Origin of the sequence: Novosphingobium chloroacetimidivorans, from assembly GCF_014204535.1 — a bacterium.
In the GTDB taxonomy this organism is placed as follows: Bacteria; Pseudomonadota; Alphaproteobacteria; order Sphingomonadales; family Sphingomonadaceae; genus Novosphingobium; species Novosphingobium chloroacetimidivorans.
In genome coordinates this window covers 59750-83109 of record NZ_JACHLR010000005.1, presented here as the reverse complement: position 1 = coordinate 83109, position 23360 = coordinate 59750, and the positions used below count along the sequence as shown (strand labels likewise).

Sequence of the window (23360 nt, the reverse complement as noted above, 5' to 3'; positions counted from 1 at the left end):
TGCGGTGCCCCATACAGCGCGTAGGGGGCACCGGTCCAGACAGGAAAACGCCCAATCCGCAAGACAACTTGCGATCAGAAAACCGCGCGTGGCTCCGGTTCGTTCATCATCGTCTGGCGGATCAGCGGGATCGGGGCGCCGCCGAAGCCCAGGAAGGTGTCGTGGAACTGCTTCCAGGCTGCCTTGCCGCCACGGGTGGCGGTCCAGTCGTCACGCAACTTGCGGATCATCAGCTTGCCCAGCGTATAGTTGAGGTAGGCCGGATCGTAGGTGCCGCGCGCCGCCTGCTGCTCGGCGGTGCCTTCGACCTGGTAGCACTCGTTCTGGAACATCGCCTGCGACTGCGCCTGCGTCATGCCGCGGGCATGCAGGCCGATCGCCGAGAGGAAGCGGCAGTCGCGCAGCAGGGCGTTGGAGATCTGGCCGACATGGACGCCGGGATCGCCGTTGCCGTAACCCGCCTCCCACATCATCTCCTCGGTATAGTGCGCCCAACCCTCGGCATAGGCGTAAGGCACGAAGACGCGGGCGATCCAAGACGGCGCACGGTTCGAGTGCAGGAACTGCAGGAAGTGCCCCGGCATGACCTCGTGGATGCTGGTGAACAGCAGGTCGTTCACGCCCGGAATGTAGTCGAGCTGCTTCTGCTTCGACCAGGTCGGGTCGGGCGGCGAGATGTAGTAGATCGACGGAATGCCTTTTTCGTACGGCCCCGGCGGATCGATGTAGGCGCTGTTCTGTCTGTTGTAGGGCGGGCTTTCGCGCACCAGTGCCTGCTCGGTGCCGGGGATGGTGACCAGATCCTTCGCGCGAACGAAGGCGGTCAGCTCCGGGATCTGCCCGCGCGCGGCATCGACCGGGCTGCCCTTGGGCTTGTCGGCATTGAGCTTGTCGAAGCACTGCAGGATCGTCTTGCCCGGCGCATACCTGGCGCAGGCAAGCTTCAGCGCGTCCTGGTTGCGCTTGAGATCGGCGCGGCCGATCGCTTCCACCTGATCGAGCGGCAAGTCGACCATTTCGGTCTCTTTCAGCATGCGCGAGAACAGGTCGGCGCCCAGCGGGAAGTCCTGGGTGGCACTGGACTGCTGGCTCTTCAGCCAGGCGGCGAGATCGGCCATCGCCTGGCCGGCCTTTTCCGACGACGCCTTGAACTCGGCCTGGAGCGCCGGGTCCTTCACATCTGCGAAGGCTGTGCGCGCATCGCCGCGATAGTATTCGGCAAAGCCGCCGAAACCGGCGACGCCGTGCTTGATGAAGCTGGCGGGCAGGGGCGTACGCAAGTTGGCGCGGATGTTCGCGGCGGCCGTCGGGATCGCGCTGAAGAAGCTGATCATCGCGCGCATGCGGGTCGGCTTGTCGGCATATTCGCGGCTGACGTAGACGTTGGGATCGAGGCCGCCGTCGATGTACCATGACGGGTTGCGATGCGGCCGATCCGCTTCGGCGATCCAGAACAGCTCACGCCGGGCGTAGGCGACGAGGTTGTCGCGCTCCATCGCGTCCTGCGCCGAGAGGCCGGTGTAGGCACCGGCGTCGCTCACCACCGAGCGCAGGAACGCCACGCGCGTGGCCAGGCCGGCTTCGCTCCAGTCGGGCAGCTTGCCGTCGAACTGGTGCGCACCCTGGTAGACGGCGGTGGCCGGGTCGAGCGCGAACCAACGGTCGATCGTGGCTTGGACGAAGTCCTTCCACGCGGGGCGGGCTGCAGCTGTGGTCGCGACGGGCGCCTCTGCGCTGGTCTGTGCAGGCGGCACTTGCGCGGTGGTGCACGCACCCATCGTCAGGCAGGCGATGCCGGTCAGCAGGATGGTTCTGGTTTTCATTGGCAGCCCCTTCGTAAACGAGCGAAGGGGTGCCTGCGCGAAGCGAGCACCCCCTCCCGATGGCGAGTGTGGTCTAAGCCGCTCCGAACGTCCAGCCCTCGGTGCGGGCGATCTGCTCGGTGAGTTCGCGCGGGTGCCACAAGGCGTGATCGTCGGCATGGCGGCGCAGCCAGGCCGAGGTGAGCAGCGCGTCGGTGCTGTGGTCGTCGATCGCGCCGGAAAGTCCGGTCGGTGGCGAGCCAAGCAGCGCCAGCGCCGCATCGAGCGCCTCGCCGTCGCGGATCTTGGAGCGCGCGGCGGTACGGCTCGCGGCGAGCGCGGCGATCGTGGTGTAGATCTCGACGATCACCGAGCCGTTGGGCGGCAGGTCACGGCCGTCGACCGGCCAGACGAATACGCGGCCTGCCAATCGGTGCAGCACGCGCATGCCGGTGAGGCTCGACTTGCCGACTTGCGCCGCGCCGACGAGGTTGAAATTGCTGTATGGCTTGCAGCCGGACCGCTCCTGCGCCGCTTCGGTCACCCGGAAGCGGCCGCGGCGGTGTGCGGCCTCTGCCAGGTGGAACGCCGCGCCTTCACGCCCGCCATGGCGGCGGAAGTAGGGGCTGAGTTGCGGGTGATCGACGAAGCTGTTGGCGGCAAGGTGCGGGTCGTCGGCGCAAGTCTCGTCGACCAGACGCCACAAGGCGTGCGCATCCAGCGGACTTGCGGGCCAGCCGGGGAAGAACGCATCGGCGTCGGCGAAGGGTAGAGAGATGCCAAGGTCCATGCCGACCAGCGTGTCGGGCGGAAGATCGTCACACAGGTATTCGACCACGGCGGCGCGCGACCAGTGGCGGTGGTCGCGCGGGGTCAGCAGCCTTGGAGCGTCGCCGGCGGCCGTGCATAGGCTAAGGGCGATGCCCGCCTGCCGTTCGCCCGCAGCGCCTGACCAGTCGATCGCGAGGAAGTGGGAGAATCGGGGGCTCGCAATGGACATGTCAGCCCTGAACCCTCAGCCTTAGACTTCGTCATTCCCGCGAACGCGGGAATCCATCTCCAGAGGTCTCGTTTGCCGCAGCGTCACGAGATGGACCCCCGCGTTCGCGGGAATGACGACATCATAGTTTGCGAAGCTTGGATTTGTCACCCGCCCCGCCGCTCACGCCGCTTCTTGTCCCACCACTCCATGCGCTCGATCACCTGGCGCTCGAAGCCGCGCGGCACGGGCCTGTAGTAGGCTTGCGGCTGCATCTCCTCGGGCCAGTAGTCCGCGCCGGAGAAGCCATCGTCGGTGTCGTGGTCGTAGGCATAATCCTTCCCGTAGCCGATCTCCTTCATCAGCTTGGTCGGCGCGTTGAGGATGCTGGGCGGCGGCATCAGCGAGCCGGTTTCGCGCGCGGACTTGAACGCCGCCTTCTGCGCCACATAGGCCGCGTTCGACTTGGGCGCAGTGGCGAGATAGAGGCAGGCCTGCACGATCGCCAGCTCGCCTTCGGGAGAGCCGAGGAACTCGTACGCGTCCTTGGCGGCGAGGCACTGCACCAGCGCCTGCGGATCGGCGAGGCCGACATCCTCGCTGGCGAAGCGCACCAGCCGGCGCAGGACGTAGAGCGGCTCCTCGCCCGCGGTCAACATGCGCGCCATGTAGTAGAGCGCTGCTTGCGGGTCCGATCCGCGCAACGATTTGTGCAGCGCGGAGATGAGGTTGTAGTGCCCCTCGCGATCCTTGTCGTAGACGGCCACGCGGCGTTGCAGGAACTGGCCGAGTGCTGCAGGGTCGAGCGGCTCGGGCAGCTTGGCGGCGTAGAGCGTCTCGGCCTGGTTGAGCAGGAAGCGCCCGTCGCCGTCGGCCGAGGCGACCAGCGCCTCGCGCGCCTCGGGCGTGACCGGCAGGGGGCCTTCCAGCCCTTCGGCGCGCGCCAACAAGGCTTCGAGCGCGACGGCATCCAGGCGGTGCAGGATCAGCACTTGCGCACGGCTGAGCAGCGCCGCGTTCAGCTCGAAGCTGGGGTTCTCGGTCGTGGCGCCGACCAGGGTGACCGTGCCGCGCTCCACATAGGGCAGAAATCCGTCCTGCTGCGCGCGGTTGAAGCGGTGGATCTCGTCCACGAAGAGCAGCGTGCGCTGTCCGGCCTTGGCGGCGGTGTCCGCCTCGGCGAAAACCTTGCGCAAGTCCGCCACGCCCGAGAACACCGCGCTCACCGCCGCGAAGCGCATGCCCACCGCGTCGGCGAGCAGGCGCGCGATGCTGGTCTTGCCGGTGCCGGGCGGGCCCCACAAGACCATCGAGGAGAGGCGCCCGGCCGCCACCATGCGCCCGATTGCACCCTCGGGCCCGGTCAGGTGCTCCTGCCCTATGACCTCGCCCAGGTTCTGCGGGCGCAAGCGATCGGCGAGCGGGGCGTCGGCGCGCGCGGGTTCGCTGCGGGATGAGGCAGGCTGCGCGGGCAAGTCGTCGGCGAAGAGGTCGGCCATGGCGTCCATCTAGCGATCTTGCGCGCCGATTGCATCGCCTCGCCGCGCGGCGTAATCCCCGGCGCCAAGAGGAGCGGCGAATGGATGCGACCACGAACGCCGCAAGGGCGGACAAGGCACCGGCCCACCTGTGGCTGGCCGGCGGCGCCGGGCTGCTGTGGCATGCCTGGGGCTGCTACGATTTCCTCATGACGAACGTCCGCGACGCCGCTTACCTGGCGCAAGTTCCGGCCGACAGGATTGACTACATCGACGGCTTCCCCGCCTGGGCGGTGATCGCCTGGGCGACAAGCGTGGGGTGCGGCCTGATCGGCTCGATCCTGCTCCTGGGTCGCTTGCCCCATGCGGCCTATGCCTTCGCGTTTTCGGTGCTCGGCCTGGCGGGCATGCAGCTCTACCAGTACGGCGAGGGCACGCCGGCGAGCATGGGCACGGCCGCGTACTGGAGCATGCGGGCGCTGGCGTGGTTCGTGGCGCTCGCGCTGCTGGGCTATGCCAGGCGCATGCGGGCTCGCTCACGCGATCGAGCGGGCGAGGGGCACACAGCGGAGAGCAGCTAGCCCCTAGCTCCGCCCCGGCTTGCGGCGGACCAGGCGCAAGTAGGTGTCGGCCACCGCCCGGTTGATCCTGTCCCAGCTGAAGTCGAGCGCCCGGCGCTCACCCGCGGCACCGTGCCGGTCGCGCAACTCCGCGCTTTCGACATAGCCGCGCAGCGCCTCGGCGAACTGATGCACCGCGCCCGGGCGGATCAGGCGGCCCGAGACGTGGTCTTCGACCAGGCTCTCGCTGCCGGTCGCCGCCGCGGCGACGACGGGCAGGGCGCAGGCCATGGCTTCCAGCGTGACATTGCCGAAGGTCTCGGTAACGGATGGATTGAACAGAACGTCCATGCTGGCGACCGCTCGGCCAAGGTCCGCGCCGGCCTGGAAGCCGACGAAGGCGGCGCCGGGCAGCCGGCTCTCGAACCACTCGCGCGCGGGACCCTCGCCGATCACCAGCACCTTGTGCGGCACGCCGCGGCGGCGCAGCGCATCGATCGAGTCCGAGAAGACATCCAGACCCTTCTCCATGACGAGGCGACCCAGGAACCCGATCGCGATCTCGTCGTCGCCGATTCCGTGCGAGCGCCGCCAGTCGAGCGAGCGCACGCCGGGGTTGAACACCTCGCGATCGACGCCTCGCGACCAGATGGTGATGTCGTAATTCATCCGCTGCTCGCGAAGCACTTGCGCCATGCTCTCGGAGGGCGCGACGAGGGCGTCGCAGCGTCGATAGAAGCGGCGCAGGAACGCTTCCATCAGCGGCTCGGCCCAGGCCATGTTGTAATACCGGAAGTACGTCTCGAAGCGCGTGTGCACCGATGCGAGCACCGGCAGCTCGTGCTTGCGCGCCCAGGTCACCGCCTCGTGACTCACCGGGTCGGGAGAGGACACGTGCACCACGTTGGGCGCGAAAGCCTTCAGGTCCTGGCGCACCTTGCGCGGCAGCCACAGCGGCATGCGATACTCGCCGCGTCCCGGGATCGGCAGCGCGCGCACGCCGATCAGGTCGCCGGTAGGCTCGAACGCGGGCTTGGGCACGGTCGGAGAGTAGATCCGCACGGCGGCGCCCTGGTCGAGCAGATACCCCGCAAGGCGGTTGAGCGCCTGGTTCGCGCCGTCCCTCACATAGTTGTAATTGCCCGAAAACAGGGCGATGCGCAGGTCGGCGGTGTCCATGATCGGCTGCCCATAGCCCCGCACGGCGCGCTTGGCGAGGCCGCTATCCACGGTGCGCGCCTCGATCGCGAGTTAAGCCCGATCACGCCGAAAAGGGGCTCAGGCCTGCACCCGAGCCCCGCTCGCGTTAGCGGCGCCAGTCGCCCCGGCCGCCCCAGCCGCGACCATTCCAGTCGCCCCTCCGGTCCCAACCACCACGACGGTCCCAGTTGCCCCGCCGATCCCAGTCGCCCCGACCGCCCCAGCCGCGACCATAGCCACGACGATCCCAGCGGCCACGGTCATAGCCGCGATCCCAGCGGTTGCCGTAGTACCCGTTGCCGTAGCCGTAACCATAGTAGCCCTGGCGGCCGAAGAAGCGGTCCTGGTAATACCTGCGAGGGGCATTGTCGTAGTAGTAGTAATAACCCGGACGCCCACGCACCGTCACATAACGACGATTGTTGTAAAAGCGCCGGTCATAGTACCGGCCGTCGCCACGGTCGGCGATCGCCGCACCCACGGCCAGACCGATGATGCCCGCGCCGATCGCGATGGCGGCATCGTCGCCGCCGCCGCCGCGGCCCCAGCGATCACGTGCTTCGGCGCTCTGCACGAAGCCGAGCGAAGTGGCGGCCAGCGCCGCCGTCACGCCCAAGGTCTTGAGAAACGTCTTCATTGGATACTCCCTTCCGGAGCCTGCCAAGTACGGCGGAATCGGCGGGCGCCTCGATACGATCGAGATGATCCATTCAGCAGACCGGCGCTGAACCCCGTCTTAACCCTGAAGCGATGGTCCGCTCGGCCAACGTGGCAGGAATGTCACAGCCAGTGGAGAATGCTTAAGGCCTCGGAAACTCCGTTCGCCGTCAGGCTTTCTCCTGCCGCGGGACGATTTCACAATTATCAATCTAGCAGGATGCTCTTTATGCAAGCACGTTCGACGATGACAGCAATCGCCCTCGGCCTGGCCGCGGTCGTGGCCATGCCGGCCGCCGCGCAGGACCGCGACAGCCACTTCAACGGCCCCTACATCCAGGGCGTCATCGGCACCGCCGCAAACGGCAACTACAATGGCTCGTCACTGCGCTTCGACAACGATGGCGACGGCAACTATGACGACACCGTCCGCACCGCTGCCGGTGCCGACGCATTCTCGCCCGGTTTCTGCCGGGGCGGTGCCCGCGGTGCCCGTCCGGCCGACGGCTGCCGGAGCGACAAGGACGGTCTCGAGTACGGCGGCCGCATCGGCTACGATTACCGCATGAACAACTTCGTCCTGGGTGGACTGGTCGAAGCCACGAAGAACGAGTCGGTCGATCGCGCCTCAGGGTTCAGCACCACGCCGGCCAGCTACACCTTCGAGCGTGAGCTGAAGTACAACGTCTCGGCACGCCTGCGCGCCGGCTACACACCCGGCGGCGGCATGCTGTTCTATGTCACCGGCGGCGGCAGCATGGCCAAGATCAACCATCGCTTCTCCACCACCAACACCGCCAACTCGTTCGACGAGAACCGCGACGGCAAGCGGGTATGGGGTTGGCAGGCCGGCGGCGGCGGCGAGATCATGGTCACCGACCACCTCAGCCTCGGCGTCGAGTACCTGTACAACCGCTACAAGGACAACAAGTACAACGTCGCCGTGGGCCGCGGCACTGCCCTTGCCACCAATCCCTTCCTGATCGGCGGCGCCGGCGGCACCAACATCAAGGTGGCGGACAAGGATCTGGACTACCACTCGCTGCGCGCGACCGTGGGCTTCCACTTCTGATCTAGCCACAGATGCAAAAAGGCGCCCGGCTCTTTACGAACCGGGCGCCAGTTTTGCCGAACAGGCGGGCAAGGGGATGCCGCCTGACGGCTGGACGAACTCAGTAGCCGCGACGGCTGTAATAGCGATCGTCATATCGGCTGCGGCTATTCCAATCGCGCGAGTCGTAGCGGCGCGAACGATCATAGTAGCGATCATTGCGGTAGTACGACCGGTTGTCCCGATAGTAGCCGTCGCCTGTGCGATAGTAGCGGCGATCGTAATAGCGATCGTCACGGTTGTTGCTCGAGGCCGCGATCGCGCCCACCGCAAGGCCGATGATGCCGGCGCCGATCGCGACTGCCGCCGTGTTATCGCCGCGATCGCGGTAATAGTCGCGCGCCATGACGGGCGACGCGGTCGATACCAGGCCGCTGGCGGCTAGGGTGGACGCGAGGATGCCCTTATGGATCAGGTTCATGGTCGATCTCCTGAGCCGACGGAGGCGGAGCCAAAATCTCTTCGCACGTCGTCTCGTTGATATCGGTCTAGCGCCGCCTTGCTGAACCGAGCAGGGACAGGTGCTGCAGCCGATATTCAGAAACCTTGCAGCTTAGATGAACAAGGCTGGTCCGGGGCCAAGACGCGCGAGGCACATTCAAGCTGCGGTCCCAGTCAGTCAGGGCGGTTCACAGATCCGTTCGCCTGCGCCGACCTGCGGAACGGGCTTGCGTGCGCGGACGCTTAGATAGGGACTGCAAGATACGGAGTACGTCCATGTCCCTTCTCGATAAAATCGCCGCCGCCGTCACCCCCATGGCCTCGCAGGAAGAGCGGGCCGAGGCCCGCCGCAAGGCAGAGCAACTGTCGCAAGGCGACGACTGGCTCGGCCAGATCCTGGATCATCACCGACAGATCGAGTCCGCCTTCGATCGCGCGCTCAACGCCGCGGGCGCAGGTGAACGGCGCACAGCCGCAGGCGAACTGGCCGGTATCCTGATGGCGCACGCCAACGCCGAGGAAGCGGTCATCTATCCGGCCCTGGTCGAAGGCAGCAGCAAGGCGCACGCCACGATGGCCTACGAGGAGCAGGCTGCCGCCAAGATCAACATGGCGATCCTCGAGAACCTCGATCCGATGAGCCAGGAATGGCGCGACAAGCTGGAGCACATCCAGGGCGCCGTGGCGCAGCACGTCTACCAGGAAGAGAGCAGCTGGTTCCCCGACGTGATCCAGAACGTGCCCCTGGAAAAGCAGCAGGCGCTCAGCAAGCGCTACGCCGAAGAGTTCGGCCGCTACAATCGCGGCAGCGGCAGCGGCAGCGGCGGCAACCAGCCGGCGCACTTGTCGCAGATCGCGTGAGGTGGGTGGAGCCGCTCCGGCGGCTCCGCTGAGCCTGGGCACGCGCCATGGGGCAAAGGCGAGACACTTGTCTGCATCTTCATCCTGGTTGCCGATTCCAGACCTTCGTCATCCCCCGAAGGCGGTATCCATCTCCTGACCGGTCCATTCATGCGGTGGCAAAATCGCCAACTGCATGGCGGTCTACGCAACGTAAAACGCCAGCAATGGGATCGACCCCACCGCTGGCGTTTTTGCGTTAGCTCAGGAGATGGATCCCCGCCTTCGCGGGGATGACGAGGTCTGTCAGACCACCATCTTACGGGAGTGCGCGTCCCTTACGCCGCGTCCTTCTTTCGGTTCGCCTTCTTGCGCTCGTTGGGATCGAGGATCGCCTTGCGCAGCCGGATCGACTTGGGCGTGACTTCGACCATTTCGTCGTCGTCGATGTAGGCAATCGCCTGTTCCAGCGTCATCACGCGCGGCGGGGTGAGGCGGATGGCGTCGTCCTTGCCGGTCGAACGGAAGTTCGTCAGCTGCTTGGACTTCATCGGGTTCACTTCGAGATCGTCGGGCTTGGCGTTCTCGCCGATGATCATGCCTTCATACAGCGGCTCGCCGACGCCGACGAACAGCACGCCACGCTCCTCGAGCGGGCCCAGCGCGTAGGCATTCGCTTCGCCGGCCCCGTTCGAGATCAGCACGCCGTTCTTGCGGCCGGGGATCTGGCCCTTGTGCGTGTCGTACTTCTCGAACAGGCGGTTCATGATGCCGGTGCCGCGCGTGTCCGAAAGGAACTCGCCATGGTAGCCGATCAGGCCGCGGGAAGGCGCCGAGAAGGTGATGCGGGTCTTGCCACCGCCCGAGGGGCGCATGTCGGTCATCTCGCCCTTGCGGATGTTCATCTTCTCGACGACCGTGCCGGCATACTCGTCATCCACGTCGATCACGACGGTCTCGTACGGTTCGGTCCGCTTGCCGTTCTCGTCCTCGCGGAACAGCACGCGCGGGCGGCTGATGCCCAGCTCGAAGCCTTCGCGGCGCATCGTCTCGATGACGACGCCCAGCTGAAGCTCGCCGCGACCTGCGACTTCGAAGCTGTCCTTGTCGGCGCTCTCGGTGACGCGAATGGCGACGTTGGTCTCCGCCTCGCGCGCCAGACGGTCGCGGATCATGCGGCTGGTGACCTTGCTGCCTTCGCGGCCCGCCATCGGCGAATCGTTCACCGCGAAGCGCATCGACAGCGTCGGCGGATCGATCGGCTGGGCATGGAGCGGCTCGGTCACGGTCGGATCGGCGATCGTGTTCGACACCGTCGCGGTGGTCAGGCCCGCGATTGAGATGATGTCGCCCGCCTTGGCTTCCTCGACCGGGATGCGGTCGAGGCCGTGGAATGCCAGCAGCTTCGAGGCGCGACCGGTTTCGACCACGTTGCCATCGTTGTCGAGGGCGCGGATCTGGTCGTTCAGCTTGATGCGGCCCGACTGGACCTTGCCGGTGAGGATGCGGCCCAGGAAGTTGTCGCGATCGAGCAGGGTGACCAGGAACTTGAACGGACCGTCGACGTCGGCCTCGGGGGCGGGAACGTGCTCGATGATCTTCTCGAACAGCGGGGTGAGGGTACCCTCGCGCGCGTCGGGATCGGTGCTGGCGTAGCCGTTGCGGCCCGAGGCGTAGAGCGTTGGGAAGTCCAGCTGCTCATCGTTGGCGTCGAGGCTGACGAAAAGGTCGAACACCTCGTCCAGCACTTCGGCATGGCGGCCGTCGGGACGGTCGATCTTGTTGACCACCACGATCGGCTTGAGGCCGAGGCCCAGCGCCTTGCCGGTGACGAACTTGGTCTGCGGCATCGCGCCTTCCGAGCTGTCGACCAGCAGGATCACGCCGTCCACCATCGAGAGGATGCGCTCCACCTCGGCACCGAAGTCGGCGTGCCCGGGAGTGTCGACGATATTGATGCGATAGCCGTTCCACTCAATCGAGGTCGGCTTCGCCAGGATGGTGATGCCGCGCTCTTTCTCGAGGTCGTTCGAATCCATGGCGCGCTCTTCGACGCGCTGGTTGTCGCGGAAGGTGCCGGACTGGCGGAAAAGCTGGTCGACGAGCGTGGTCTTGCCATGGTCGACGTGCGCGATGATCGCGATATTGCGCAGCGGAAGCGGGGCTGACATGATGGGCCTGTAAGTTCGAGGAGTGGTACAGCGATGCTTCGCTGCATCGCACAATCCGCGCGCCCTTACTCGAAGTACCCGCGCGGGGCAAGCGCGGGTGCGGTGAAGCGCGGTGGCACCACCGCTCGGTTCGAGCATTTCAGAGATGCCGATAGGGCAAAAAGACAGGGGATTTCGGTATGCTTGAGTACATGTTCCTGCCGTTCCGGCGCTATGCCGATTTCCGCGGCCGCTCGCGCAGGATGGAATTCTGGTCCTTCGGGCTGTTCAACGCGATCGTGTACGCGATCATCGGCGGCATCATGCTCGGCACCGGTTTCTCGTTGCAGGCACTCGAAAACGGAGGTGCCAATCCGCTGGGCGTCGTCGGGTCGCTGTTCTTCGGCGGCGCCGGTCTGCTCCTGCTGGTCTACTGGCTCGCCACGATCATCCCGAGCCTCGCCGTCACCGTGCGCAGGCTGCACGATCGCGACATGAGCGGTTGGTGGTACCTGGGTTTCATGGTGCTATCCTTGATCCCGCTGGTGGGCTTCATCGCGAGTATCGCCCTGCTGGTGATCATGTTCCTGCCCGGCACGGCGGGGCCGAACCGTTTCGGACCCGATCCCAAGGACCCGGCCAGCGCGCAGGTCTTCGCCTGACACAAGCGCGCGGTTCGGGCTGCCGCTTCGTCCTCGTGCTCGCCGCCATCTGCATGGTGGCGGCTTGCGGCAGCGGATCCGAACCGCCCAGCCAGAAGAACGAGGATCGATGGACCGGACCGCCGCCGATCCCGGTCATGGGGCCGGAGCGGCCGATCCTCGTCTTCGGCGACTCGCTGCTTGACGGGCCCAAGCTGCCGGACAATTCCAGCTACCCGGCCAAGTTGGAGGCGGCCTTGCGTGCTCGCGGCAGCAACGCGCGCGTCGTCGATGCCGGCATTGCGGGCGGGACGAGCGGCCAAGCTCTACAGCGCCTCGAGCGGATCCTGGATGCCCAAGCGACCAAGCCAGAGCTCGCCATAGTAAGCCTCGGCGGTAACGACATGCTGCAAGGCCGATCTCCCGCCGAGACGCGGGCAAATCTCGATGCGATCCTGGCAAGTCTGCAGCGGCGCAAGATCCGCGTGCTGCTGCTGGGGCTCATGGCCGCACCAACGTTGAGCGCGGACTATGCGCGCGATTTCAACCCGATCTACCCCAGCCTGGCCCACAAGTACGGTGCCAGCCTCGTGCCGTTCTTCCTGCAGCCGCTGCAAGGCAAGCCCGACCTGATGCAGCCCGACCAGGTGCATCCGACTGCGCTCGGGATCGAGGAGATCGTCGCGGCGACCGTCGACGATGTCGCCGAGGCGCTGCCTCGCAGGTGAGCGCTTGTCTTCGGAGCGGAGCTCCGTATCCGCTCAGCCTCGCCGCACGACCGAACCGCCTTCGACCTGCCACACGGAAGCCTCGCGCAGGATCGCGGCGAAGGGCTGCGGCTCCGTGCCGGTCAGCCAGACTTGGGCCGCGCCGGCGCGAAGGCGCTCGAACAGCGCTTCTCGCCGGGTGGGATCGAGGTGAGCCGCGACTTCGTCCAGCAGCAGCAGCCGGGGCCGCCGCTCGCCGGTGTTTTCCAGCAGCTGCGAATGGGCCAGGACGATCGAGATCAGCATCGCCTTCTGCTCGCCGGTGGAACACTCGGCCGCCAACTGGTCCTTGGCCGCCAGTCGGACCTCCAGTTCGTCGCGATGGGGGCCGATCAGCGTGCGCTGTGCGGCGCGATCCCGTGCGCGGCCCTCGCGCAAGGCGGCGCCGAGTGCACCGGCGTCGTCTGGTCCTCCCGCGCCATAGGCGAGCGAGGGCCGCGCGAAGGGCGAGGGGGGCAATCCCGCGAGCAGCCGGTCGAGCGCCTCCACCGTGTCGCGCCGGGCTCGCGCCACCGCAGCGCCCGCCTCCGCGAGTTGTGCCTCGATGGCGTCGAGCCAGCGGGGATCGGGCGCACGATCGTCGGAGAGAAGGCTGTTGCGCTCGCGCAGGGCAGTCTCCAGCCGTGTGGCGTTGCCGGCATGGCCCGGCTGCAGCGCCAGCACCAGCCGGTCAAGAAAGCGACGACGCGCGCCTGCGCTTTCCGAGAACAGCCGGTCCATGGCGGGCGTCAGCCAACCGATCGAAAGCCACTCCGCCAGGCGCACCGCTGGCGCTTCGGCACCGTTGACTTGCACCAGCCGCCGCCCCGGCCGCTCGGCAAGAACGCCGGTCCCGAGCCGCACCGGCTCACCCCGGGCGGCGAGGTCTGCACTGACGGCGAAGCCACCATGGCCACCCTGCGCAGGCATGTCGGCCAGGCTGGCGCGGCGCAGGCCCCGGCCGGGTGCGAGCAGGGAGATCGCCTCCAGCACGTTGGTCTTGCCCGCGCCATTCTCGCCGACCAGCAGGTTGAACTGTGCGGTGCCCTCCACCTGCGTGTCGCGGTGGTTGCGGAAATCGGCAAGCAGGATGCGGTCGAGCGCCATCGTGCGCGCGGCCTAGCCGTGCGCGAGGGGTCAGGTCAAACGGCGCTCAGGCCGATCGCGTCTTGGCGAAAGGTGAAAAGTCGACATTCTCGTCATAGACATCGACCCCTTCGCGCCGCTTGAGCCAGCCTACTACGGCGTACGTCACGGGCGTCAGCACGGCTTCCCACAATACCTTCATGCCCCAATTGGTCACCATGACCATGAGCACCGATTGCGTCGTCCAGGTGCCGAGAAAGGCGACCGGATAGAAGATGGCGCTGTCGACCGCCTGGCCGAACACGGTCGACCCGATCGTGCGCGCCCACAAGTGCTTTCCGCCGGTGAGTAGCTTCATCTTGGCAAGTACGAACGAGTTCACGAACTCGCCGGCCCAGAACGCCAGCAGGGATGCGATCACGATGCGCCAGGTGCTGCCGAAGACCGACACGTACGTAGACTGGCAGACCGTTCCCGCATCCGTACCGGCCACCACGGCGGCATAGCGCGGGTCAGCGCTTGCGGCGCAGCCCCACTCGGGCGAGGGCGGCATGGCGACGACGACGAAACTCATGAACGCCATGAAGATCAGCGCGAAGAAGCCGACCCACACGCAGCGCCTGGCATTGGCATAGCCGTAGACTTCGGTCAGCACGTCGCCCAGCACGTAACTCACCGGGAAGAACAGGATGCCTGCCCCGAAGGTCAGCCCACCCAGCGTCGCCAGCTTGGCCGCGCCGATCAGGTTGGAAAGCAGCAGGATCGCGACGAAGGCCGCCATCACATAGTCAAAGTAACGGAAGTGGCGGCGCGCACCCGACTGCCCGTCGATGCGGGAAAGCTGCTCTTGGTCCATCTACAAAGCGTAACTCGGCCCGATCCGCACGACCAGAGGCTTTGTCTCGCCTCGCTGTGCGCAGCGGCCGGACGACCGATGGGTTCACTCCAGAACCGTACGGCCTTGGCCGGCAACTCGCCATTTCGGTCCTATCCCGACTTTGCCGCCTACTGGTGCCGCTCTAACCGGGACGTGGTGCATAAGGGCAGGGCGATGGCGGCGAAGCGGATAGCGTGGATCGACAATGCCCGCGGCCTTGGCATCGTGCTGGTGGTGCTCGGCCATGTGATCACCACGATCGGCTCGTTGCCGGTCAAGAGCATGATCTTCACCTTCCACATGCCGCTCTTCGTCTTTCTCACCACCATGGTGCTGAAGGACGAGGATTGGCGCACGGCCGCTGTAAGCAAGGCCAGGGCGCTGCTCCTTCCCTACGTGACTTACCTCTTCCTGCTCGGCCTTCCTGCCTGCCTCTATCGGCTGAGCGGCTCGTTCAGCGCTGGCATCGTATATGGCGCGAAGCTGGCGCTGGGCGGCACTTACCTGACTGGCACGATGACGGCGTTCTGGTACATGCCGGCGATCTACCTGACTCTGCTCGGCTACCTGTTTCTGCGACAGCGATTGGGCGGCGAGCGTTCGGGCCGGTTCGTGGCAGCGATGACGGTAGTGGCGTTGCTGGCTTACGCCATATCGTCCCTGCGTATCACCGTACCCGTGCCGCTGGCGCTCCACGCCGTGCCTGGGCTCGTCCTATTCATGTGGATCGGTCGATCCATTGCCTGGAACCGCAATGTCGCGGCGATGACCGTGGCGGCCATCGCCGTCGTCTGCGTCGCGATCTGGATCGAGCGGGCTAGCGCCGGTCGCACGTTCCAGCTCGACTTGAAGAACGGCATCCTGGGTGTGCCTCTGCTTGGCATCCTGCTTGCCTGCGCGGGGAGCCAGCTGGTCTTCGCTCTGGCGCGACTGTCTGAACGCAGCGCCTTGCTAAGCAGGCTCCTCGGTTTCCTCGGGCGAACGACGATCCCGATCCTGTTTCTGCACCAGGCCGTCAACATCGGGCTGCGCGATGCCGGTATCAACAACCAATACATCCTGACGGTTACGGCCTTGCTGCTCCCGGCGCTGTTTGCGCTCTGCGTGCGGCGGCACCTTCCCGCGGCATGTCCCTACCTCGGCATACCGCAGGCGAAGACCGTCGGCTCAGCAGGTGAGCAGCACAATGAGAGGTCGGCTTCGCGCCAGCACGCAGGCGGTGTGACCAAGGCCGCTCTGCATTGACGCAAGGCGCCGGCGAAACTACCGCATTGGACGCAGCAGCATCGGTGCGCGCCCGTAGCTCAGCTGGATAGAGCACGAGCCTTCTAAGCTTGGGGTCACAGGTTCGAACCCTGTCGGGCGCGCCAGCATTGCAAGTGTGCTCGCCTGCTCCCGCAGCTTTCAAGGCCGGTGCAGGGTCGGAAGGGTTCCGAACTCCGGGATAACGGCGCGGATGCCGCGTGAACCACAGTGAGTTTTGCCGCTCGACGGCGCCATCGCAGTCACTGGTCGTTCCTCGGTGTTGGTCAAGCATCATGCGCTGACGCTCCAACAATTCCGTACTGGTCGGCTATCGCCTGCAGGGCGGCCGCCGGAGCGAAAGCTGAGAACAGGCAACACGTCGAAGACGGCTGCCATCTGCGAAGGTCGCTCTCCCGTCACGCTGCGCCGATGTGGCACCGGGCACTGCGGCGCGTCATCTCGGACGTTCCTGTCAGGCCGGCGCCAGCTTGAGCAATCGGCCTGAACCGCCATCTTCCAGTACCCAGATATCGCCATCGGGCCCTTGCTCGACTTCACGGATGCGCGCGCCAAGCGCGATCCTGCCGACTTCACTCGCGGTTTCGCCGCTCACCCGCACGCGCACCAGGCCTTGGCCCAACAGCGCGGCGAGGACGAAGTCGCCCGTCCAGCCCACGAAGCGCTGGCCGGTGTACTGGATCATGCCGGCGGGCGCGATGTTGGGTGTCCAGCTGAACAACGGGGCGGCGAATTCCGGACGCGTGGAGTGGCGGGGCAGGGGCTCGCCGCCGTCCGATCCTTCGGACACCGTTCGCCAGCCATAGTTCGCGCCGCGCGCGATCAGGTTGAACTCGTCGCCCGCGTCCGGACCCATCTCGTGCTCGAACAGCCGGCCATCGCTCGCGAAGATAAGCCCATAGGGATTGCGGTGACCGCGCGTCCAGATCTCTGGCCTTGCGCCAGCCTGGCCGACAAACGGGTTGTCGGCAGGGATCGATCCATCGCGGTTGATGCGGATGATTTTGCCCAGCGTGTTGGCAAGATCCTGTGCGGGCGCACCCTGGTGACGCTCACCCGCGGTCACGAACAAGGTGCGGTCGGGCGCGAAGGCCATGCGGCCGCCGTAGTGTCGGCTGTCACCCGAGATCTTCGGTGTCTGTCGCCAGATGACCGTCAATCCCGCGATGCTTCGCCCATCCTGCGCCAAGGTCCCGCGTGCGACCGCGAGGCCGGCTCCACCACCATCGCGCTCTGAGAAGGACAGGTAAACGGTGCGATTGGCCGCGAAGTCGGGATCGAGCGCGACGTCGAGCAGGCCACCTTGCCCCTCCGACGCGACGCTCGGCGTTCCGATGACCGTAGCCACCTCGCCTGCGGCCGTGACGATGCGTAGCGTGCCAAGCCGCTCTGTCACCAGCATGCGTCCGTCCGGCAGAAAGACCATCGCCCAAGGATTGCTGAGCGTGGCCACGGCCGTGCTCGTGACCGCCGTCGTCGGAGCAGGCGTGGGGGTCGGCACCGGTGTTGGCGTCGGCGAAGGTGTCGGTGCGGGCGTCGGAGCCGGTGTGGGAGCGGGTGCCGGGCTGGATCCGTCATCGCCGCCGCACCCCGCCAGTACGAGCGCGAGCGCCAATGCCACTCTGGAGCTGCATCGCATAGACCATCCTCCCTGCTTCGCTGCCGATTTGCTTCGGCTTATCAGTGGCTCACTTGAGACCCGATCCATCGCAAGGTCCAGCGAAATTCCGTCGGAATCCGCATCGTCTCACACTCGACCCGTGCAGCGGATTCCCGGACGACTTCTCAGTGGATGCAAGTCCCGCGCGCAGGCTGCACGGTTTGCGCCCTCGGTGTCGATCTTCTATGCAGCAGCGGCAGCGCATGTGGTTTTGCTGCTGGAGGCAGTGATGCAGCTTCGCACAGGGCTGGCGGGACTTCGTGTCGCGCAAACGGTGATCGCCTTGCGAGAGGCGACGATGGAGGCTTTCGCCGCGATCGGCTACCCGCGCGCCTACTTCGTCACGCCGGTCACCTCGGACAAGCGCTTCGGCCGTGTGCACAGCGCCAACAACATGGCCGAGGCCTGGTCGCAGGCCTATCCCGAGCGGTTGCGCTACGAGGATCCGCTGCCCGAACTGGCGCTGCGCCTGTGTCGCCCGCTTCGCTGGAGCGAGGCGCGCCGCATCGAGGCACCGGGCAAGCCGGAGGAGGCGTTCTACGGCTTCCTGTCGCAGCTCGGCTTTGAAGAGGGTCTGGCCTTGCCGACGTATGGCCCCGGCGCGCGAACCGGGTTCGTGGGACTGCCGGCGGCGGCGGGTGTGCCCACCGACGAGGAGACGGCCGCCGCGGCGCATGCGATCGCGCAGATGTCGTTCCTGCGCTATTGCGAGCTGATCGACACCCAGCAGCCCGGCGACATCCGCCTGTCCGAGCGCGAGCTCGACGTCGTCTACTGGATCGCGATGGGCAAGAGCAATTCCGTGATTGCCGAGATCCTCGGCATCTCGGCCGAAACGGTAGACAGCTACGTGCGCCGCGCCTTCCGCAAGCTGGGAGTGTCCGACCGGACGTCGGCCGTGCTGCACTCGGTCTTGGCCGGGCATCTCTACACCGGACCGTTTCGTCCCCAACCCGAACTTGCTCCCGCAACGGCGCAAGGTGCTGCCCGCGCCGACGGCGATACGGACGAGCCCTGCGCCCCCGACGCGCGCTGATCCCCGACATAGCTGCAGCCCTGTCCCCCAAGACCGGGACTGTGGACGGGTACGCTTCTACGTCACAGCGCCTTGGTTCTCGGATCGGCGCGCGAGTCCTCCACTCGCTGCTGTCCGCCGTCTTCCTTGCGAAGGTGGAGTGGTGCACCGGCGTCGTCAGCGATGCCGGGTACGCCGGTCGGAGGCATTGCAAAGCGGCCGGCGCTCGCCCTCACGGGCGTCTGGCCCTTCGCTCTCGGGTCGCACTCGGGGGCGTGGCGGGACCGGTTCGGACGTGCACCGGTCCCGCCTCAACCGTTGCCGCTTAACGAAGTTTACACCGGGCTGAGGCATAGACATGCCATGTCTGTTGAGATTCCTCGGCGCGCGCAACGCAGGGCGGTGGTGCTTCCGGCGCAATGCCGCACCACCAACGGGTTGCGGGACTCCGGCGAGATCTCTGACATCTCGACGCAGGGCTGCTGCATCCGCACCGAGACGCTGATGCTTCGCGTGGGATCGCGCGTGATCATCCGGCCCGACGGGATGGAGGCGCTGGGCGGCACCGTGCGCTGGATCGCCGGCGATTGTGCCGGACTGGAGTTCGATCGCGCCATCTACGGGCCGATCGTAGATCACCTGGTCCGCCTGCACGAGCAAGGTGCGCAGATCCCCGTATCGCGCGATTGAGCTGATCGAAGGCCGCGCGAAGGATCGCACCGGCGACGTAGAAAGGGGCTGGGCTTAGCGCTTCGGCCTCGTCACACTTTCCCCAATGCATACGTGGCCCTCAAGAGGCCCGAGGGAGAGTGCCGTGGCCTTGAATTCCGCCGTTCCTGTGGCCGATGCGCCCAACCATCTGCTCGCCAAGCGGATGGGGCTGATTGCCGGCGTTTCGCACAACGTCGTGATCGGGACCATCATGGGCTCGTTCAGTGTGCTGCTCGCGTCGGTGGAAGGCCGTCTGGGCGTGAAGCTGGAGCAGGCATCCGCCGGTATCCTGCTCATGATAGTGGGCTCCTCGGCGCTTGCCCCGATCGTTGGCGTGCTGGTCGCGCGCTACTCGCTGCGACTGCTGCTGATGCTGGGCGGTGTGTTGACGGTGCTCGGCTACCTGATCCTTGGCCTGACGCAGAGCTACCCGCTCTACCTGGCCGTCTACGGGCTCTGCTTCGGACCGGCACTGAGCCTGGCGGGCTCGATCGGGCCGGCAACGCTGGTCACGCGCTGGTTCAACAGCAATCGCGGGCTGGCGCTCGGTCTCGTGCACCTGCCGATCATGATCGCGGTGTTGCCGGTCGCGTTGAATGCGTTCCTCGCCGATTACGGCGCGCAGGCTGCGTACCTGACGCTCGCAGGCGTCGCCGCGATCCTGATGTTGCCGCTGACGGCCCTGACGGTCGATCATCCTCCAGGCTATGTCGCTCCGGTATCCACCGGTGAAAAGCGGACGGCGGATGGGTCGTTGAGCACTGGGCAGTTGCTCGCCAGCCCGAAGTTCTGGGCGCTATCGCTGGCCAACTGCGCCAGCATGACCAGTTCGGTCATGCTGGGCTCGCTGCTGATACCTATGGGACAATCGTGGGACTTCTCGCGCGGACAATCGGCACTCCTTGCCTCGATCATGTCTCTGGTGGGCATCGCCGGGTCGGTGCTGTTCGGCTGGGTCGCCGACAAGCTGGGCGGGGGACGCACGCTCGCGCTGGTTGCGTTCGACTGTGCGATCCTGTGGGCACTGCTGCTCACCGAGCCGCCCTTCGCCGCCGTCGCCGTGATCGTGGGACTGATTGGCATGCACGGCGCGGGCGCGATTCCGGCTTTGGGCCGCGGGGTCAGCGATACCTTCGGCCAGCCCAGCTATAGCCGCGGCTTCGGGCTCAACACCGTGATCTCGTTGCCTTTCATAGCCTGCGCCATGCTGGGCGGCAGCCGCATCGCGCGAGAGACCGGCTCGTTTGCGATTCCCGTGACCGCGATGGCGATCGTCTTTGCGATCGCGGTGCTGTGCGGGCTCTATGCCGCCAGCGGGGTCAAGGCACCCACGCGCCAGGCCGATCCGCAGCCCGCTTGACGGCCGGAGCCGAGCTCAGCCGCGCGCCGCGGTGGCGAGCGGCTGGCCGAGCACCGGGTAGCCGTGACCATCGGGGATCTGCAGCCACGGTTCACCGTCGCGCTCGGTGCGGCCGGGCGTGATCCGGCGCACGGGATGGCGGGCGATGTCGGACAGCGCATCTTCGAACGTGGCGAATTGGGCCAGGCGCTCGAGATTGCGGCGTGTGGGAAAGATCACGCTGATCTCTCCACTGTCAGCGAGTTCCAGCGCATGCGCGGCGCTGATCCAGAACAGCTTGGTGTTCTCGGTCGCATCGACTGCGATGTCGACCTCGCCGGTGCCCAGGTCCGTCACGAAGAAGTGCGTGTCGAACCCGCGATCGGACGGTGCGCGCCAATGGGCGTAGAGCGTCAGCCGCGCAGGCTCCAGCGTCCAGCCGAACGCCTCCACGACAGGACCGAGCGCGCCTTGCGCGATCAGCATGGTCCGGGCATCGGCGGCTTGCTGCGCGCAAACAGGTTCGCGCACGGCGATGGCAAGGCCGGTTTCCTCCAGCGTTTCGCGAATGGCGGCGATCCGGGCCGCAGCGACGACGGGGTCTTCGTCCGGACAGAGTTGGGCGGCAAGGACGCGATCGCCTGGATCGACCTTGCCCCCGGGAAACACTGCAGCGCCCCCGGCAAAGCGCATCTGGCGCGATCTCTGCACCATCAGCAACTCGGGCGGACCAGCCTGCGCACGGCGAAAGATCACCACCGTCGCGGTCGGAATTCCGGTATCGTCATTCACGCCCAATGGGGGCTGAGCAGTGTCTTCGGGCATGTCGCACCTCTCGCCTGTGTCGTGTGCCCACGCAAGTGCCCAGTGCGGCACAGCTGTCGGTCAGCTTTACAGAATGCCCCACGCGTTTCGCACGGAAGCCATGGAGATCAAGCATTTGCGTGGCTTTGGCAGATTGGCACGCTCCGTGCTAAGTTGTCGGCGTACCCTCGCTTACGTCTCGAACCAGAGGCGGGGTCGCCCAGTCTCCCGGCCCCGCCTCCCCGAGCCTCTCCAGATACAAGGCGTGGAACGCCCTCGGACCATCCATCGACGCAAACGAAAACGGCGCCCGAAGGCGCCGCTGTTTGAACGTCGTGAACCGTAGGCTCAGCTGGCGCGGGCGACGCCGGTTTCGCTCATCAGCTGCTCCAGTTCGCCAGCTTCGTACATCTCCATCATGATGTCGCTGCCGCCCACGAACTCGCCCTTGACGTAAAGCTGGGGGATGGTCGGCCAATCCGAATACGACTTGATGCCCTGGCGGATCTCCATGTCCTGCAGCACGTCGACGCTGTCGTACGCGACTCCCAGGTGGTCGAGGATGGCGATCGCGCGGCTGGAGAAACCGCACTGCGGGAACAGCGGAGTGCCCTTCATGAAGAGCACGACGTCGCTGGATTTTACGATCTCGCCGATGCGGCTGTTCACGTCGGACATGGCAATCAAACTTTCTTGTGGCCGCTGCAGGCGCGGGAATGTCTACGCGTGTTCAGTTGGGAACAGCGGTGGTGAGTTGCAAGGCGTGAAGCACGCCGCCCATGCGGCCGCCCAAGGCTTCGTAGACCAGCTTGTGCTGCGCGACGCGGCTTTTTCCGACGAACGCGGAAGAGACGACATGCGCGGCGTAGTGATCGCCGTCGCCTGCCAGGTCGGTGATGGTGACCTGTGCGTCTGGCAGGGCGGCGGTGATCAGGCTCTCGATCTCGGCGGCGGGCATCGCCATGGCTCAGGCCTCTCCCATCAGCATGCGACGCGCCTCGACCAGCTTGGCGTCCAGCGCCACGCGCACTTCGGCTTCGTCCGTTTCCACGCCCGCACTGGTAAGGTCGCCCAGCAGCTTGCGGATCACGTCCTCATCGCCCGCTTCCTCGAAGTCGGCCTGGACAACCGCTTTGGCATAGGCGTCACGCTCGGCTTGCGAGAGGCCCATGCGATCGGCCGCCCATTCGCCCAGCAAGCGGTTGCGGCGCGCCTGGATGCGGAACTGGATCTCGGCGTCGTGGGCGAAGCTGGCCTCTTCGGCGCGCTCGCGGTCGTCGAATGCGGTCATCGGCATGCCCCTGTGAACGATTGCGTCCCGCCGATAGGGCTAGCGAGCGCCAGGGGCAATGGTTTTGCTGTGCCTTCCCCCGGCCGGGGGGAAGGGAGGCGTTTACCCCACCGTCGCCAGCGTCTTGGCCAGGAAGGGCAGTGCATCGCGGGCCTTGCTCTCGTAAGCTCCGATCGCATCGCCCTGCGCCATGGTCATGCCGACTTCGTCGAGGCCGTTCAGCAGGCAGTGCTTGCGGAAGGGATCGATCTCGAAGCTCCAGCGATCCTGGAATTGCGTGGTGACGGTCTGCGTCTCGAGATCGATCTCGATCGGATCGGTTCGGGCGACTTCCATCAGCCGGTCGATCGCCAGCTGCGGCAAGGCAACGGTGAGGATGCCGTTCTTGAATGCATTGCCCGAGAAGATGTCCGAGAAGCTCGGCGCGATCACGCACGTCACGCCCATGTCGAGCAGGGCCCAGGCGGCATGCTCGCGGCTGGAACCACAGCCGAAGTTGTCGCCGGCGATCACGATCGGCGCACCGGCGTACTCCGGATCGTCGAACACGTTGTCCGGCTCCTTGCGCACCGCTTCGAAGGCGCCGCGTCCCAGACCCTCGCGCGTCACCGTCTTGAGCCAATGCGCGGGAATGATCACGTCGGTGTCGACGTTCTTGCGGCCAAACGGATAGGCGCGTCCCGCGACGTGGTTGATCGGCTGCATCAAT

The 23360-nt window shown here is 66.3% G+C and carries 24 protein-coding genes and 1 tRNA gene; 10 read left to right on the top strand and 15 right to left on the bottom strand.

Annotation, left to right across the window (positions count from 1 at the left end):
* Positions 1-74: 74 nt before the first annotated feature.
* From HNO88_RS07610 to HNO88_RS07600, 3 genes are all read right to left on the bottom strand, one after another.
* On the bottom strand, positions 75-1823 hold the full coding sequence (locus HNO88_RS07610) for a DUF885 family protein (protein ID WP_184243730.1): 1749 nt from the start codon (positions 1821-1823) through the stop codon (positions 75-77).
* Positions 1824-1896: 73 nt separating this feature from the next.
* Positions 1897-2802, bottom strand: a complete 906-nt coding sequence (locus HNO88_RS07605) for a hypothetical protein (protein WP_184243728.1) — start codon at positions 2800-2802, stop codon at positions 1897-1899.
* Positions 2803-2948: 146 nt separating this feature from the next.
* On the bottom strand, positions 2949-4280 hold the full coding sequence (locus HNO88_RS07600; RefSeq protein ID WP_184244042.1) for a replication-associated recombination protein A: 1332 nt from the start codon (positions 4278-4280) through the stop codon (positions 2949-2951).
* A gap of 80 nt (positions 4281-4360) precedes the next feature.
* On the opposite strand from HNO88_RS07600, the gene HNO88_RS07595 reads away from it, so the two are divergent.
* Positions 4361-4840 carry a hypothetical protein gene (locus HNO88_RS07595; RefSeq protein WP_246381329.1) on the top strand — a complete coding sequence of 160 codons (480 nt, stop codon included), beginning with the start codon at positions 4361-4363 and terminating at the stop codon, positions 4838-4840.
* A 3-nt stretch (positions 4841-4843) separates the two neighbouring features.
* On the opposite strand, the gene HNO88_RS07590 is transcribed toward HNO88_RS07595, so the two are convergent.
* Together HNO88_RS07590 and HNO88_RS07585 are read right to left on the bottom strand one after the other, a co-directional pair.
* Positions 4844-5998, bottom strand: coding sequence for a glycosyltransferase family 4 protein (locus tag HNO88_RS07590; RefSeq protein ID WP_184244038.1), 1155 nt, complete (start codon positions 5996-5998; stop codon positions 4844-4846).
* A 127-nt stretch (positions 5999-6125) separates the two neighbouring features.
* A complete protein-coding gene (locus tag HNO88_RS07585; RefSeq protein ID WP_184243726.1) occupies positions 6126-6656 on the bottom strand; it encodes a hypothetical protein in 531 nt (176 codons plus the stop codon).
* Between the two features lie 267 nt (positions 6657-6923).
* Between HNO88_RS07585 and HNO88_RS07580 the strand changes: the two genes are divergently transcribed.
* The gene (locus tag HNO88_RS07580; RefSeq protein WP_246381327.1) at positions 6924-7748 is read left to right on the top strand and encodes an outer membrane protein; all 825 of its coding nucleotides are present in this window, start codon (positions 6924-6926) and stop codon (positions 7746-7748) included.
* Between the two features lie 100 nt (positions 7749-7848).
* Here the strand turns inward: HNO88_RS07580 and HNO88_RS07575 are convergent, their stop codons facing one another.
* Entirely contained in the window at positions 7849-8208 is a 360-nt protein-coding gene (locus tag HNO88_RS07575; protein WP_184243722.1) for a hypothetical protein, read from the bottom strand.
* 296 nt (positions 8209-8504) lie between these two features.
* Between HNO88_RS07575 and HNO88_RS07570 the strand changes: the two genes are divergently transcribed.
* On the top strand, positions 8505-9089 hold the full coding sequence (locus HNO88_RS07570; protein WP_184243720.1) for a hemerythrin domain-containing protein: 585 nt from the start codon (positions 8505-8507) through the stop codon (positions 9087-9089).
* Between the two features lie 317 nt (positions 9090-9406).
* Here the strand turns inward: HNO88_RS07570 and typA are convergent, their stop codons facing one another.
* Positions 9407-11239 carry a translational GTPase TypA gene (gene typA / locus HNO88_RS07565; protein ID WP_184243718.1) on the bottom strand — a complete coding sequence of 611 codons (1833 nt, stop codon included), beginning with the start codon at positions 11237-11239 and terminating at the stop codon, positions 9407-9409.
* 179 nt (positions 11240-11418) lie between these two features.
* On the opposite strand from typA, the gene HNO88_RS07560 reads away from it, so the two are divergent.
* A complete protein-coding gene (locus tag HNO88_RS07560) occupies positions 11419-11880 on the top strand; it encodes a DUF805 domain-containing protein (protein WP_184243716.1) in 462 nt (153 codons plus the stop codon).
* A 35-nt stretch (positions 11881-11915) separates the two neighbouring features.
* Positions 11916-12587, top strand: a complete 672-nt coding sequence (locus HNO88_RS07555) for an arylesterase (protein WP_312857015.1) — start codon at positions 11916-11918, stop codon at positions 12585-12587.
* A gap of 33 nt (positions 12588-12620) precedes the next feature.
* On the opposite strand, the gene recF is transcribed toward HNO88_RS07555, so the two are convergent.
* Positions 12621-13712, bottom strand: a complete 1092-nt coding sequence (gene recF, locus HNO88_RS07550; RefSeq protein ID WP_184243714.1) for a DNA replication/repair protein RecF — start codon at positions 13710-13712, stop codon at positions 12621-12623.
* A gap of 46 nt (positions 13713-13758) precedes the next feature.
* A complete protein-coding gene (locus tag HNO88_RS07545) occupies positions 13759-14547 on the bottom strand; it encodes a queuosine precursor transporter (protein WP_184243712.1) in 789 nt (262 codons plus the stop codon).
* Positions 14548-14625: 78 nt separating this feature from the next.
* Between HNO88_RS07545 and HNO88_RS07540 the strand changes: the two genes are divergently transcribed.
* Both HNO88_RS07540 and HNO88_RS07535 read left to right on the top strand, forming a co-directional pair.
* Positions 14626-15813, top strand: a complete 1188-nt coding sequence (locus tag HNO88_RS07540; protein WP_184243710.1) for an acyltransferase family protein — start codon at positions 14626-14628, stop codon at positions 15811-15813.
* A 48-nt stretch (positions 15814-15861) separates the two neighbouring features.
* A tRNA-Arg gene (locus HNO88_RS07535) sits at positions 15862-15938 on the top strand.
* 347 nt (positions 15939-16285) lie between these two features.
* On the opposite strand, the gene HNO88_RS07530 is transcribed toward HNO88_RS07535, so the two are convergent.
* Positions 16286-17284 carry a PQQ-dependent sugar dehydrogenase gene (locus HNO88_RS07530; RefSeq protein WP_312857014.1) on the bottom strand — a complete coding sequence of 333 codons (999 nt, stop codon included), beginning with the start codon at positions 17282-17284 and terminating at the stop codon, positions 16286-16288.
* 436 nt (positions 17285-17720) lie between these two features.
* Between HNO88_RS07530 and HNO88_RS07525 the strand changes: the two genes are divergently transcribed.
* The 3 genes from HNO88_RS07525 (at position 17721) to HNO88_RS07515 (ending at position 20577) form a co-directional block, all read left to right on the top strand.
* Positions 17721-18527: a helix-turn-helix transcriptional regulator gene (locus HNO88_RS07525; protein ID WP_184243706.1), complete on the top strand. Its 807-nt coding sequence runs from the start codon at positions 17721-17723 to the stop codon at positions 18525-18527.
* A gap of 342 nt (positions 18528-18869) precedes the next feature.
* On the top strand, positions 18870-19196 hold the full coding sequence (locus HNO88_RS07520) for a PilZ domain-containing protein (RefSeq protein ID WP_184243704.1): 327 nt from the start codon (positions 18870-18872) through the stop codon (positions 19194-19196).
* A 124-nt stretch (positions 19197-19320) separates the two neighbouring features.
* The gene (locus HNO88_RS07515) at positions 19321-20577 is read left to right on the top strand and encodes an MFS transporter (RefSeq protein WP_184243702.1); all 1257 of its coding nucleotides are present in this window, start codon (positions 19321-19323) and stop codon (positions 20575-20577) included.
* A 15-nt stretch (positions 20578-20592) separates the two neighbouring features.
* Here HNO88_RS07515 and HNO88_RS07510 read toward each other — a convergent pair whose 3' ends face one another.
* From HNO88_RS07510 to leuD, 5 genes are all read right to left on the bottom strand, one after another.
* Positions 20593-21381 carry an NUDIX hydrolase gene (locus tag HNO88_RS07510; protein ID WP_184243700.1) on the bottom strand — a complete coding sequence of 263 codons (789 nt, stop codon included), beginning with the start codon at positions 21379-21381 and terminating at the stop codon, positions 20593-20595.
* Between the two features lie 327 nt (positions 21382-21708).
* Positions 21709-22038, bottom strand: coding sequence for a Grx4 family monothiol glutaredoxin (grxD, locus tag HNO88_RS07505; protein WP_184243698.1), 330 nt, complete (start codon positions 22036-22038; stop codon positions 21709-21711).
* A gap of 52 nt (positions 22039-22090) precedes the next feature.
* Entirely contained in the window at positions 22091-22324 is a 234-nt protein-coding gene (locus HNO88_RS07500) for a BolA/IbaG family iron-sulfur metabolism protein (RefSeq protein ID WP_184243696.1), read from the bottom strand.
* A 3-nt stretch (positions 22325-22327) separates the two neighbouring features.
* Positions 22328-22651, bottom strand: a complete 324-nt coding sequence (locus tag HNO88_RS07495; RefSeq protein WP_184243694.1) for a DUF1476 domain-containing protein — start codon at positions 22649-22651, stop codon at positions 22328-22330.
* Positions 22652-22753: 102 nt separating this feature from the next.
* Positions 22754-23356, bottom strand: a complete 603-nt coding sequence (gene leuD / locus HNO88_RS07490) for a 3-isopropylmalate dehydratase small subunit (RefSeq protein ID WP_184243692.1) — start codon at positions 23354-23356, stop codon at positions 22754-22756.
* Positions 23357-23360 lie beyond the last annotated feature (4 nt).